The 12,592-nt window shown below is 60.0% G+C and carries 11 protein-coding genes; 7 read left to right on the plus strand and 4 right to left on the minus strand.

Translation table 11 applies throughout. The annotated features are described in order from the left end of the window. Window positions 1–29 precede the first annotated feature (29 nt). Together ACE3NW_RS09380 and ACE3NW_RS09385 are read right to left on the minus strand one after the other, a co-directional pair. The gene (locus ACE3NW_RS09380; RefSeq protein WP_374282713.1) at window positions 30–1,508 is read right to left on the minus strand and encodes an MATE family efflux transporter; all 1,479 of its coding nucleotides are present in this window, start codon (window positions 1,506–1,508) and stop codon (window positions 30–32) included. A gap of 77 nt (window positions 1,509–1,585) precedes the next feature. Further along, window positions 1,586–2,431 (minus strand): 1,4-dihydroxy-6-naphthoate synthase, encoded by an 846-nt coding sequence (locus ACE3NW_RS09385; RefSeq protein ID WP_374282715.1) that lies wholly within the window; start codon window positions 2,429–2,431, stop codon window positions 1,586–1,588. 84 nt (window positions 2,432–2,515) lie between these two features. On the opposite strand from ACE3NW_RS09385, the gene mqnE reads away from it, so the two are divergent. From mqnE to ACE3NW_RS09420, 7 genes are all read left to right on the plus strand, one after another. Then, complete coding sequence (mqnE, locus tag ACE3NW_RS09390; protein WP_374282717.1) at window positions 2,516–3,655, plus strand: aminofutalosine synthase MqnE; 1,140 nt, start codon at window positions 2,516–2,518, stop codon at window positions 3,653–3,655. Between the two features lie 74 nt (window positions 3,656–3,729). Then, complete coding sequence (gene mqnC / locus ACE3NW_RS09395; protein WP_374282786.1) at window positions 3,730–4,782, plus strand: cyclic dehypoxanthinyl futalosine synthase; 1,053 nt, start codon at window positions 3,730–3,732, stop codon at window positions 4,780–4,782. Window positions 4,783–4,933: 151 nt separating this feature from the next. Next, window positions 4,934–5,749 carry a menaquinone biosynthetic enzyme MqnA/MqnD family protein gene (locus tag ACE3NW_RS09400; RefSeq protein ID WP_374282788.1) on the plus strand — a complete coding sequence of 272 codons (816 nt, stop codon included), beginning with the start codon at window positions 4,934–4,936 and terminating at the stop codon, window positions 5,747–5,749. Window positions 5,750–6,062: 313 nt separating this feature from the next. Continuing rightward, the gene (locus ACE3NW_RS09405) at window positions 6,063–7,610 is read left to right on the plus strand and encodes an SLC13 family permease (RefSeq protein ID WP_374282720.1); all 1,548 of its coding nucleotides are present in this window, start codon (window positions 6,063–6,065) and stop codon (window positions 7,608–7,610) included. 30 nt (window positions 7,611–7,640) lie between these two features. Continuing rightward, entirely contained in the window at window positions 7,641–9,413 is a 1,773-nt protein-coding gene (locus ACE3NW_RS09410; protein WP_374282722.1) for an adenylyl-sulfate reductase subunit alpha, read from the plus strand. Window positions 9,414–9,428: 15 nt separating this feature from the next. After that, window positions 9,429–9,758 (plus strand): ferredoxin family protein, encoded by a 330-nt coding sequence (locus ACE3NW_RS09415; protein WP_374282724.1) that lies wholly within the window; start codon window positions 9,429–9,431, stop codon window positions 9,756–9,758. Window positions 9,759–9,845: 87 nt separating this feature from the next. Further along, the gene (locus ACE3NW_RS09420) at window positions 9,846–10,541 is read left to right on the plus strand and encodes a Crp/Fnr family transcriptional regulator (protein ID WP_374282726.1); all 696 of its coding nucleotides are present in this window, start codon (window positions 9,846–9,848) and stop codon (window positions 10,539–10,541) included. 375 nt (window positions 10,542–10,916) lie between these two features. On the opposite strand, the gene ACE3NW_RS09425 is transcribed toward ACE3NW_RS09420, so the two are convergent. Together ACE3NW_RS09425 and ACE3NW_RS09430 are read right to left on the minus strand one after the other, a co-directional pair. Continuing rightward, the gene (locus ACE3NW_RS09425; RefSeq protein ID WP_374282728.1) at window positions 10,917–11,756 is read right to left on the minus strand and encodes a hypothetical protein; all 840 of its coding nucleotides are present in this window, start codon (window positions 11,754–11,756) and stop codon (window positions 10,917–10,919) included. A gap of 3 nt (window positions 11,757–11,759) precedes the next feature. Further along, window positions 11,760–12,551: a sirohydrochlorin cobaltochelatase gene (locus ACE3NW_RS09430; RefSeq protein ID WP_374282730.1), complete on the minus strand. Its 792-nt coding sequence runs from the start codon at window positions 12,549–12,551 to the stop codon at window positions 11,760–11,762. Window positions 12,552–12,592 lie beyond the last annotated feature (41 nt).

Genomic DNA, 12,592 nt, shown 5'->3' on the forward strand with positions numbered 1-12,592 from the left:
CATGCCCTTTGGGCAACAGATTGATATGGCTAGCGCTTCACGCGCAAAAGCATGTCGTCTGGAGCCAACGCGTGCAGTTGCCGCACCCGCAGCAGATAACACCCCGCCCCAAATCCCAGCGCCACAATGTAGGCCACCCAAAAACCCGCCGCCCCCATGGAAGGAACAAGAAGATTCGTGCGCGCCAGCGCAAAGCCCAGGGGCAGGCCAATAATCCAGTAGGCTACAAAGCAGATGACAGAAATAACGCGCGTGTCATTATGCCCACGCAACACGCCGATGCCCGTCACCTGCAAGCCGTCCACAATCTGGTAGGCAGCCTGATACAGCAAAAGCTGCGTAGCCAGCGCAGCAACCGCCACATCTTCCGTATAAATGGCCACAATGCCCTTGCGGCACACCACGGTGAGCAGGGCAATAAACAGGGCAAATACCACGCTCAGGCTCAGGGCGGTGCGGGCCACAATCTTGGCACGCTCGGCCTGCCCTGCGCCCAGGCAGCGGCCCACGCGTATGGTGGCTGTCATGCTGATGGAGAGCGGAATCATGAATACCAGAGCGCCAAAATTGAGGGCGATCTGGTGCCCGGCCACCATCACCGTGCCCAGCGGGGCCAGCAGAATGGCGCTGAGGGCAAAAAGTGACACCTCAAAAAACAGGGCCAGCGCCCCCGGCAGGCCGATACGCAGCACTCGCAGTACCAGAGCGCCGTCAAACCGTGGCCCGCACGGGCAGCCGCCACGGAACAGAGGGGCAAACAGCGGGCCAAGGGCTTTGTACTGCGGGTCGCGGCGCAGATAGTACAGCATGCACAGGCCCATGAACCAGAAGCTGATGGCCGAGGCCACACCGCAACCCACGCCGCCCATCTCCGGCATGCCCAGCTTGCCGTAAATAAATATGTAGTTGCAGGGCACATTTACCAGCAGCCCCAGCAGGCCGATGATCATGGCGGGGCGAGTGCGGGCAAAGCCCTCAAGAAAGCTGCGCTGGTTTACAAAGAACAGAAATCCCGGCAGCCCCCACAACATGGCCCGCAAAAAGCCGCCAGAAATACGCGCCAGCTCCGGCTCAAGGCCAAAGGCATCCATGTGCAGCGAAACCACGTAAAAAAAGGTCATGAGCACGATGCTCATGCCCAGGGTAAGCCACAGGCCCTGACGCAGCAGATGGGCCGCGCGATCTGCCCGGCCAGAACCCACAAGCTGCGCGCTCAGGGGCGAAAGCGCCAGCAGGCAGCCTATGCCCAGCAGGGCCACGGGCATCCACACGCTGCCGCCCACAGCCACGGCGGCCATGTGCTCGGCGCTGTACTGACCGGCAAAGGCCGTATCGGCAAAGGTCATGCCCGTCTGCGACAGCTGGGCAATAAAGATGGGCAGACCCATCGAATAAAAACGGCGGGCCTCGGAAAGGGAAAAGTATTTTTCAAACATAATTCTCTCAAGGTGGTCCATGGTGCGGGCAGGGCCAGCGCCAGAGCAGCCCGAAAATTCGGGGTAAGACATGTTTCGTCCGCGCCGCAACGCGCGAAACCGGGAGGCAAAAGGTTTAAAAAGGTTTGCGGGGGCGCTTGACCTCGCTGTTAGCGCAGAAACAGGCCTTCGGAAGGCAGGGTTTTGCCCATAAGCGCCGCAGCCCGGCCCACAAGGGTTTCAATGGCCGCACGGCCAGCGGGCCCAAGATCAAGGCTGAAGTCGGTCACAAAGGTCTTGATGTGGGCGCTGGTGACGCTTTCGTCCATTTCCTGCGCGTGTGCGCGGATAAATTCACGCGAATCATCGGGGTGTGCATTGGCATAGGCCAGGCTGGCCGTAATGGTGTTCTGCACACGCCGGGCGAGTGCCAGCGGCAGATCGCGCCGCACGGCAATGGCCCCCAGCGGCAGGGGCAGCGAAAATTCGGCCTCCCACCACTGGCCAAGATCGAGCAGTTTTACAAGGCCCTGTCGGGCGTAGGTAAAACGTCCCTCATGGATAATCAGCCCAAGATCGGCCTCGCCGCCGGTTACGGCAGCCATCACATCGCTGAACAGCATCTCCTTGCGCGGGCCCTGAAAGCCCCCGTGCAGGGTCAACAACAGATTGGCCGTGGTCATCAGGCCGGGCACTGCCACAGTGGCGTTGCGCCAGTCTTCGGGCTTGAGGTTTTTGCGGGCCACCACAAGGGGGCCGCAGCCCCAGCCCAGCGCCGCACCAGAGGACATCAGGGCATAATCCTGCATTATCTCGGTGGTTGCGCCAAGCGACATCTTGGTTACGTCGAGCGCCTTTTGCCGCGCAAGGTTGTTCAGTTCTTCCACATCGGCCATGTGCGGCGTAAAGGGCGCGGGAATCGGCACAAGACCGTGCAGCATGGCGTGGAAGATATAGGTATCGTTGGGACAGGGCGAAAGGCCAAAAGACAGGTTTTGCGGCGGCAGGGCAGACATTTTTTCCTCACATTGACAGCGTGCGGCGGCGGGGCTTACTCTGCGAGCGGCATTTTGCCCCCAATCCATGCACAGGATTCAAATATGCTCGACGCAACATACTACGCCGCACTGGGCCTTTCGTCTATCCGCGAAAAGGTGCTCGCCGGGGAGCGGCTTTCGCCCGAAGACGGGCTTACCCTGTTCAATTGCCCCGATATTACCGCAGTGGGCGCGCTGGCCCTGCATGTGCGCTGCCGCCTGCACGGGCACAAGGCCTTTTATGTGGTCAACCGGCAGATCAACTATACCAACGTGTGCGTCAACGGCTGCACCTTTTGCGCTTTTCGCCGCGATACAGAGGACGAGCCCGGCGCGTTTGCCCTGAGCCTCGAAGACGTGCTCTCGCGTCTGCGCGCGGCAGATGCAACCCCCCTGCACCTCGACGAACTGCACATTGTGGGCGGCTGCCACCCCACGCGTCCCCTTGCCTGGTTTGAAGACATGATCCGCGCGGTGCGGGCCTTTAACCCCAATCTGCCGGTCAAGGCCTTTACTGCTGTGGAGATTGAACACTTTGCCCGGCTTGAGGGCATCAGCACCCTTGAGGTGCTCAAGCGCCTGCAAAACGCTGGCCTTGTGATGATGCCCGGCGGCGGCGCAGAAATCTTTGATGAAACCCTGCGCCCGCAAATCTGCCCGCACAAGGCCGACGCTGCTGCCTGGCTGCGCATTCAGGGCGAGGCCCACAGCCTTGGCATTGTCACCAACTGCACCATGCTGTTTGGACATATAGAATCATACGAGCACCGCATAGACCACCTCTGCCGCCTGCGCGAGCAGCAGGACAAAAGCGGCGGCTTTACCTGTTTTATTCCCCTGCCCTTCCTTACGGATCACAGCCGCCTCAAACTGCCGGACGACAAGGTCGGCCCCCAGCGCGGGCTAGACCAGCTGCGCACGGTGGCTGTTTCGCGCCTGATGCTCGACAACATTCCCCACCTCAAGGCCTACTGGATCATGATGGCCCCCAAGCTGGCCCCCGTTGCCCTGTGGTACGGCGCGGACGACCTGGACGGAACCATCATCGAGGAACGCATCGGCCATATGGCGGGCGCGCAGTCTGCCCAGGGCATGACCATTGAGGAGCTGGAGCACCTTATCCGCGAATCGGGCTTTAGCCCGGTGCGGCGCAACGCCACATTCAATACCCTGAACGACGAATCCCCGGAGGCGCGCCAGTGAGTACGTTTTTTCCCGCGCACAGCCCCTTTGACGAGCAGGGCGCTGATTTTGACGACGTGCGCAAGGCCGCAGCCATGGCCGCCAGCGGCCAGCGCCTCGACCGTGCCGCCGCCGAGGCCCTGTACTACAAGGCCAGCCTGCACACCCTGGCCCAGCTGGCCCACGCCATGCGCCTGCGCCTGCACCCCGAGCCCATTGTCACCTACGTGGGCGACCGCAATATCAACTATTCCAACGTATGCGTGTGCGCCTGCCGCTTCTGCGCCTTTTTCCGCGCGCCCGACCAGGAAGGCGGCTATGTGATCAGCCGTGAAGAGATGGCTGAAAAAATCGAGGAAACCCTGGCCCTCGGCGGCACGCAGGTGCTGCTGCAAGGCGGGCATCACCCCGATCTGCCGCTGGAATGGTACGAAGACCTGCTGCGCTGGATGCACGCCACCTGGCCCCAGCTGCATATCCACGCCTTTTCACCGCCCGAAGTATTCTTCTGGTCAGAGAAATTTGGCCTGTCCGTGCCGGAAGTGCTGCGCCGTCTGAAAGAGGCGGGCCTGCAATCGCTGCCCGGCGGCGGGGCAGAAATTCTGCACACGGGTGTACGCGCCCAGGTTTCGCCCAACAAATGCACCGCCGAGCAGTGGCTTGGCGTTATGGAAGAAGCCCACAAACTGGGCCTGCGCACCACCGCCACCATGATGTTTGGGCACGAGGAAACCCCCGCGCACCGGCTTGACCACCTCTTTGCCGTGCGCGAGGTGCAAGACCGCACCCACGGCTTTACGGCCTTTATTCCCTGGACATTCCAGCCCGCGCACACACGTATCGATGTTGACCCGCTGCCCGCGCCCGCCTATCTGCGCATGCTGGCCGTTTCGCGCCTCGTGCTCGACAACATCGCCAACATCCAGGCTTCGTGGGTAACAATGGGGCCGCAGGTGGCCCAGCTGGCCCTGTTCTATGGTGCCAACGACTTTGGCTCACTGATGATCGAAGAAAACGTGGTGGCCGCCGCCGGGGTTTCCTTCCGCATGAACCGCAGCGACATACACAAGGTCATCCGCACGGCGGGCTTTACCCCGGTGCAGCGCACCATGAACTACACCCCCGTGGTTCCCCAGCCCGAAGTGTAACACTTTCGCCCTGCTGTTTATTCCATGTTTCCGGGGGTTCGCCCCCGGAAACACATTTTTGCCGCACATTCAGCCCTGTCCATCGGCTTTGCCCCTGACAAAAGGTGACTGCCCCGTGACCACGCAAGAAAAAAATCCCCCCGTACTGCGTATGGGCCGCATTGGCTACCTCAACGTACTGCCCATCTATCACCCGCTTGAGGCAGGCATTCTGCCGCACGATTACGAGCTGGTTTCCGGCCCGCCCGCACTGCTCAACACCATGATGGCGCGCGGCGAGCTGCACGTTTCTTCGTGCTCGTGCTTTGAGTACGCCACCCGGCCAGAGCGCTACCAGCTGGTAGAAGATCTCTCCATCGGCTCGCGCGGGCCGGTCATGAGCGTGCTGCTGCTCTCGCGCGTGCCCTTTGACCAGCTTGAAGGGCAGGAAATTCTCATCAGTGGCGAAACTCACACCTCGGTTGCCCTGCTGCGGCTTATCATGCGCGACAGGTTCAAGCTCAACGTCAGCTTCTCCACGGGCCAGGTTACCCCCGCCCTGCGCGGCAAAAACCCGCCGGTGGCCTTTCTGGCCATTGGCGATGAAGCCCTGCGCCTGCGCAACCACCCGGACTATCCCTACCGCCTCGACCTGGCCGAGGCCTGGCGCGACTGGACGGGCCTGCCCTTTATTTTTGGCCTGTGGGTGGTCAGCCGCGCCGCCGCAGAGGCAAAGCTGTTTACCACCGACCCCGGCGCACTGCTGCGGCAGGGGCGTGACTGGGGCCTCAAGCACATGGACGTGATTCTCGACCTCACGGCCCACGGCTGCCCGCTTTCGCGCGATGAACTGGCCTTCTACTACAGCAAAGGCCTTGTTTACACTCTGGGCGAGGAAGAACAGCGGGGCTTGAGCCTTTTTTATCAAATGCTGGCCGATGCCGGCATGATCGCCAAGGCCCCGGCGCTGGAATTTTTCAAGCTTTAGCAGCCCGCCTCGATCACTTTTTTCGCCTGAAAAAAAAGATTTTCCTCAACACAAAATTCACATCAGGAGCAGCCCGCCCGCGAAAGGTTGGCTGCTCTTTTTTTGCGCCATTTATACATAGTAATTCAGTAAGTTGTGCCATCGTCAAGGCGAATCGCAGGCTGTAAAATGCGCTGCCAATCGCCCGCAAAGCCTACAGCCAAGCCAAAATATTTTTATCCGAATTATCATCCAGCAGATGGAATGGATGCAAGAATTGCCCTAAGGTCTGCCCCACGCGCGTACTGACACAAATTCATCGTGGGGTAGGTATATGACTCAGACTCCTTCCGCCGCAGGGCGGTCATTTTTTGGCTATCTTTGTGAAAATATTCGTAATAGGGGCAAAAAACCCTTGCGCGCCTTCACCGGGTTTGGCCTTGCGTGGCTTGCGTTCTTTATACTGTGGACAGTGATCCCCCCATTTGAAGGGCTTACGCACAACGGCATGGCCGTTCTGGGCATTGTGGTATGGGCCAGCATCATGTGGGTGAGCGAGGCCATGCCCGCTGGCATGACCGGCATTTCCATTCCCACCATGCTGCTGATCACCCAGGCCCTGCCCTGGAACAACGGCAAGCCGCCCATGGCCATGATCTTTGCGGGCTTTACCGACCACGTTATCTGGCTGTGCCTGTTTGCCTTTATGGTGGCTGCGGTCATGCAGCTTATTGGCCTTGACCGCCGTATTGCGCTGGGCATTCTGGCTCGCTTCAAGGCCTCCTCGGTCTGCCGGGTTATCTGGGGCATGTTTTTTGTAAACATTGTGCTGGGTTTTCTGGTTCCTGCGGCCAACGCACGCGCCGCCACCCTGCTGCCCGTGGTGCAGGGCATCTGCAATCTGCTGGGCGATTCGCCCGAAGAACGCGCTGCCAAAAAGGCCATTGTGATCCAGTCGCTGGTGTACGGCTCCATGATCTGCGGCATGTTCATCATGACAGCCCACCTGCCCAACATGATTCTGGTGGGCATTTTTGAAAAGAACGGTTTCGCCAACGTCAACTTTCTCAACTGGATGCTCTTGCAGTTTCCGTATCTTGGCATGTTTGTGCTCACCAACTGGTGGACGCGCTACTACTTCAAGACCAACTGCGTTTCCATTGCTGGCGGCTCTGCCACCATCGAAAAGGAATACAGGCAACTTGGCCCCATGAGCATGGCCGAAAAAACCCTGCTGGGCATTTTTCTGCTGGTTGGCTTCATGTTTGTGACGGGCAAGGGCAGCTTTATTTATGAAGTACACCGCCAGCCCCTTGGCGTGATCGGCCTTGTGGGCATGATGGTGCTGTTTGCCCCCGGCATGATGCCCTGCTCGTGGAAGGCCGTGCAGCAAAAGACCATCTGGGGCACATTTCTGCTGCTGGGCGGCGCCATGACCATGACCACGGCCATGACTCAGGCTGGCGTGGCCCAGTGGCTTGCCGACCACATCCACAACATGGTTGTGGGCATGAACTGGTGGCAAACCCTGCTGACCATGATGGTTGGCACGCATATCATCCGCCTTGGCATGCTCTCCAACGTGGCTGCGGTTGCCATGCTGGCTCCCGTGGTATTTGCCATGGCTCCCAAGCTTGGTCTGCACCCCGTGGCCTTTACCATGCTGGTATGCGATACCGATACCTTTGCCTACCTGCTGCCCACCCAGATCACCGCAGCTGTTATTGCCCACAGTACCGAAACCTTCTCTACCGCCGACTACGCCAAGGTGGGCTCTGTGGCCGTGCTGATCGCCATTGCCTACGGCGTTTGCGTCATGGCTCCCTGGTACGCGCTGCTTGGCATGCCCGTATGGAACCCCGCCGCAGCCTGGCCTTTTTAACCGCCCCAACCCTTTGCCCGAGAGGACATTATGGCACGCATAAAAACAACCCATGCGGTCGATTTTCGGCCAACCAGCCTGAACGACGTTGAAACCGTTGAGGTTACAGCCGACCTGCTGATCATCGGCGGCGGCAACGCGGGCTGCTTTGTGGCAACAGAGGCAGCAAAGCTCAACCCCGCAGCCAAGATCGTCATTGTCGAAAAGGCCGACATCATGCGCTCTGGCGCGTGTTCTGCCGGCATGGACGCCATCAACACCTACATCCCTGCCGACAAGACCCCAGAAGACCTGGTGCGCTGGAGCCGCTCACAGGTGGGCGGCGGCCCCCTGCGTGAAGACCTTTCCCTTTCCAACGCCCGCGAGCTCAACGAATGTGTTGATGATCTGGAGCGCTGGGGCCTGCCCATTCTCAGGGACGAGCAGGGCAACATCCGCTACCGTGGCAAGTGGGATATTTCCATCCACGGCGAGCAGCTCAAGCCCATCATGGCAGAAAAAGCCCTCGAAACCGGCGCGGATGTGTACAACCGCGTGGCCGCAACGGGCCTGCTGGTACACGATGGCCGCTGCACCGGGGCCACGGGCTTTGGCGTGCGCGATGGCAAGTTCTACGTTTTCCGCGCGCGGGCCACGGTTGTGAGCACCGGCGGCGCTGGTTCGCTGTACAAATCCTATACTGCCGATTCTACAGACAGCGGCTCGCAAATCTGGATGTGCCCCTACTGCGTTGGTTCCGGCTATGCCATGGGCCTGCGCCAGGGCGCGGAGCTGACCAGCCTTGAACAGCGCTGGGTGGCCACGCGCACCAAGGATTTTTGCGGCCCGGTGGATACCATTTCTGTGGGCTACGGCGCGCCCATCATCAACGCGCTGGGCGAGCGCGTCATGAGCCGTTACGCCAGCCTTGGCGGCGATGCGGCCCCCCGCTATATCCGCGCCAACGCCCCCATGGAAGAATGGCTGGCCGGTCGCGGCCCCTGCTTCTGCGACACCACCAACATGACCCCCGAAAAAACCAAGGCCATGATGGAGGACTATCTCAACGAACGTCCTTCCTTTGTGCTCTTTCTTGCCAGCCGTGGCCAGGATCCTTCCAAGGAGCCCATCGAAATCTTCGGCTCCGACCCCTACATCATGGGCGGGCACACCGGCGGCGGTTACTGGGTGGACATGGAACGCATGACAACCCTGCCCGGCCTGTTTGCCGCCGGTGAAACCGCAGGCGGCAATCCCAACAAGTTTGTGGGCGGCTGCTGCGCCGAAGGCAAACTGGCCGCACGCGGCGCACTGGCCTACATGGCTGTGGCCGAAGCCCCGGTGCTTGATGCCGCCCAGATCGCCCAGGAAAAAGAACGTGTGTACGCCCCCCTGCTCTCGCGCGAAGAAGAAGGCGTGAGCCCGCTGGAAATGAAGGAACGCCTGCAAAGGCTCATGGACGAGTACGCTGGCGGTTCCAGCCAGTTTTATCGCGCCAACGAGCATCAGCTTGATTACGCCCTGCGGCACATCAAGATTCTGCAAAGCCAGTTCAGGCATCTGCGCGCCAACGACCTGCACGATCTCATGCAGGCCAACGAAACCATGGACCGCGTGGACGTGGCCGAAGCCGTTGTACACCACCTCAAGGCCCGCAAGGAAACCCGCTGGGCTGGCTGGCAGACCCGCTCTGACTACCCGCAGCGCGACGACGAAAACTTTGACTGCTTTGTGGAATCGCGCCGCGACCCGGTGACAGGAGAAATGACAACCTTTACCCGTCCCTACGAGCAGCTGCTGCCCGGCGACAGGTACAAGCCATAAGTCAGGAGAACGACAATGCCGCCAAAAATCGACACGCACAAATGCAACGGCTGCAACGGGCGCGAAGAAACCCATTGCGAAGAAGTATGCCCCGGCGATCTCATGGCCCTCAACCCTGCCACGGGCAAGGCATATCTGCGGGCCGCCCGCGACTGCTGGGACTGCATGTCCTGCATCAAGGCCTGCCCGGCGGGCGCGCTTGAAATAAAAATGCCCTACCAGCTGGGCTACTACAAGGCAACGCTGCGGCCCATCATGGGTTCCAACTTCATTGTCTGGAAGTGCCGCGACATCAACGGCAAGGAGCAGACCTACCGCTACGTCAACCGGCTGGACAAGGCCTGATCGCACAGAGTAGTATGAAACAAGCCGCCTGCGCCCCACCGTTTCTGCACGGCGGGGCGCAGGCGTTCCACACAGGAAAGGACATTCATGGACACATTCTGGCATCTGGAAAAGGAAGACTTTTTCAAGGGCATTGACGAGGCCAAGAGCGCCTTTTTGAAAAATGCCCAGCGCCTTGAACTGCCCAAGAATGAAATGGTCTTTCTTGAGGGTGACGCCGGTGATTCGTGTTTTTACATAGAATCAGGGCTCATACGAATTTTTTGCATGGACCGCGCGGGCAAGGAAATGACCTTTTCGCTGCGCATGAAGGGCGAAATTTTTGGCATTTCTGAGGTGCTGAACAATTCCCCCCGCAAGGCCTGCGCGCAAACCGCCAGCGCCTCCGTGCTCTACGCCATCAACCGGCAGGATTTTGAAAGCATGCTGCAAGAGCACTACCCCCTTGCACGCAGTGTTATCACCCTGCTTGGCCGCAGGCTGCGCCAGATGGGCGACCTTGTGCGCCGCCAGAACAGCGACGTGGCCAACCGGCTGGCAAGTCTGCTTATTTCGCTGGCTTACGAAACCCTGCGCACCACCGAGGGCTGGAACAAACCCTGCGAAATTCCGCTCAGCATTCCGCAAGAGCAGCTGGCCTCCATGGTTGGCTCCACCCAGCCCACAGTAAGCGCCACCTTGCAGCAGTTTCGCAATGCGGGGCTTATCGTGGCCCAGGGCAGGCGCATAGTGCTGCTCAATCCCATCGAAATGATCTACCGGCTCGACCACAATCTGCTCTAGCCGCCCCGCTGCACTGCCAGAGCTCTGCCTGCGCACTGCCTGCACGGCGCGTGCGCAGCCATCTGCTTTGCCCTGCAAAAAAAATTGCCTTGCTGCTCCAATAATCTTGCAGCTGATAGCCCGCCCCGTCTGTGGATGATAGACAGTGCGCACGGGCTGCCTCAAGCCGCGCACAGCGCCGCAGCCGCGCAACACGCATCTGTCCCGTTCCATCCCAACTCCGGCCTGATTTGACCAGTTTCCATCCCCTGCAACGGATTTTGCCGTCCGTGAAAGGAAACAACAAAGCCCGCTCAGGTGAGCGGGCTTTGTTTACGCTGTTTGCACGTATTCAGAATGCCAAAGGCATCCTGACCGACAAATAAAACCAGAAAACTATTCCATGGCCTTCAGAATACCGCTGGCAGAAACGGACGAAAGCACCTTGCCGTCAACAACCACTGCGGGGAGGGTCTTGATGCCAAAGAACTGGCTGATCTGCTGGGCCTGATACAGGTTTACGTTGCCCGCATTGTAACAATACTTGCCCACGGCCAGCTCCTCGGCAGCGTTCACCGGGGGCCGCAGCTTGCTCATGTAGCTGTAGTGGATGGGAAAATCGGAGGATTCCGCCGTGGCGTCGTATTCGTTGTTAAAGGCCACAACGCGGCCCTTCTTCTTTTGGGCTGCCTTGACCTCGTTCCAGCGCGAGAGCGCGTAGGTCATGTACTGCATGGCCTGACCGGGGCGGGAATGTGAAATCCAGATCCCCATGCCCATGAGGTCGGTTCCGTAATATTCCTTGCTGTTGGCGAATACCGCCACCTTACACTGCTGGGGCGACACAGACCGGCTGGCCTCTGCCACAGCCTGCCACACCTTTTCGCTCTGCGGGGAGGCAAAGTCGAGCAGCACAAGAACTTCGTGCGGGGCCTTGGGGTCACCAAAAAATACAGGGTAGATTTCCTGCTTCCACTGGGGCCGGTAAGCGGCTTCGCCTTCAATGGAGGTCGCCTTGCCGCCCATTTTTTGCAGCATGGCCTGACTTTCGGAGTCATTGGTGCGCAGATTGGGCAAGGAGTTGCGCAGATAGGGGTTGAAGGCATTGGCCTTGTCGTTCTGCACGCCAGCAGCAAGGTTTACCTTTTCCTTGGGGCCGGTATCGCCCGTGCTCATGCCGCCACAACCACCCAGCAACAAACCAGAAACAAGCATAGCCGCCAAAAATCCGCGCATACGTCACCTCTTCTCCCAGCCTGCGGCAAGGGATTGAACGGCATCTTCAAGATGCCGCAGCCATATTTCAGCCACACCGGCGTATTCCGCCGTCCCCATGAGTACGGGCAGGCATTGATGCCCCTTGGCCTCAATGCGACTGCGCCAGCTGTGTCCGTTCTCGCCTGCCATGTCCTCCAGGGCATGACGCCCCACCACCGACAAAAGCGGCATAAGCCATACCCGGCGTGAAGCGAGATTGGGCAAAATACTTTCAAGCGTTACCGCCCCGTTCATGGCACCCACGTGTACCCGGCTGTCGAGCGCGTGTACGGCGTCGGCCAAATCCACATAGCGGGCAACCGCCTCGTGCTCGGCCCCATGCCCCATAAACACCACGTCTTCGTCGGCGGCGCGGTCTGCGGGCAGATGCCGCACCAGCGCCTGCGCGGTGGCACGCACATCGTCTGCCGAGGCCAGCAGGGGCGCGCCCACCCGGCACAGCAGATGCTCGTGCTCGGCGGCTTCTTCAACCGCAGCACGCACCTCGCCGTGTTCCTGACCGGGAATGGTCTGCAAGGGCTGCACGGCCACGGCTTCAAAATGCTCCAGCCCCAGGCGGCACACGGCCTTGAATACCGAATCGCTTTTCTGCCGGGCCTGTGCCATGCGCTCGCGCAGCAGCACGGATGTGTAGGCCCAGCGCACCGTAACCCCCGGATAACGCTGGCGTACAAGCGCGTCAAATCCCTTGAGGGCGTTTTGTCCCTGCGGGCTGCTTGCGCCAAAGGCTACCAGAAGAATTGCGTGTTTCATTGGGGTTTTTGTACGTCACTTGGGCCCATGAGGCAAGAAGG

This window comes from Desulfovibrio sp., from assembly GCF_041907885.1.
Classification (GTDB): Bacteria; Desulfobacterota; Desulfovibrionia; order Desulfovibrionales; family Desulfovibrionaceae; genus Desulfovibrio.

Bases quoted from the DNA above. Each gene is read 5' to 3' on its own strand.
- ACE3NW_RS09380 (WP_374282713.1), bottom strand. From the start codon at position 1,508: ATGTCTTACCCCGAATTTTCGGGCTGCTCTGGCGCTGGCCCTGCCCGC.
- ACE3NW_RS09385 (WP_374282715.1), bottom strand. From the start codon at position 2,431: ATGTCTGCCCTGCCGCCGCAAAACCTGTCTTTTGGCCTTTCGCCCTGT.
- mqnE (WP_374282717.1), top strand. From the start codon at position 2,516: ATGCTCGACGCAACATACTACGCCGCACTGGGCCTTTCGTCTATCCGC.
- mqnC (WP_374282786.1), top strand. From the start codon at position 3,730: ATGGCCGCCAGCGGCCAGCGCCTCGACCGTGCCGCCGCCGAGGCCCTG.
- ACE3NW_RS09400 (WP_374282788.1), top strand. From the start codon at position 4,934: ATGGGCCGCATTGGCTACCTCAACGTACTGCCCATCTATCACCCGCTT.
- ACE3NW_RS09405 (WP_374282720.1), top strand. From the start codon at position 6,063: ATGACTCAGACTCCTTCCGCCGCAGGGCGGTCATTTTTTGGCTATCTT.
- ACE3NW_RS09410 (WP_374282722.1), top strand. From the start codon at position 7,641: ATGGCACGCATAAAAACAACCCATGCGGTCGATTTTCGGCCAACCAGC.
- ACE3NW_RS09415 (WP_374282724.1), top strand. From the start codon at position 9,429: ATGCCGCCAAAAATCGACACGCACAAATGCAACGGCTGCAACGGGCGC.
- ACE3NW_RS09420 (WP_374282726.1), top strand. From the start codon at position 9,846: ATGGACACATTCTGGCATCTGGAAAAGGAAGACTTTTTCAAGGGCATT.
- ACE3NW_RS09425 (WP_374282728.1), bottom strand. From the start codon at position 11,756: ATGCGCGGATTTTTGGCGGCTATGCTTGTTTCTGGTTTGTTGCTGGGT.
- ACE3NW_RS09430 (WP_374282730.1), bottom strand. From the start codon at position 12,551: ATGAAACACGCAATTCTTCTGGTAGCCTTTGGCGCAAGCAGCCCGCAG.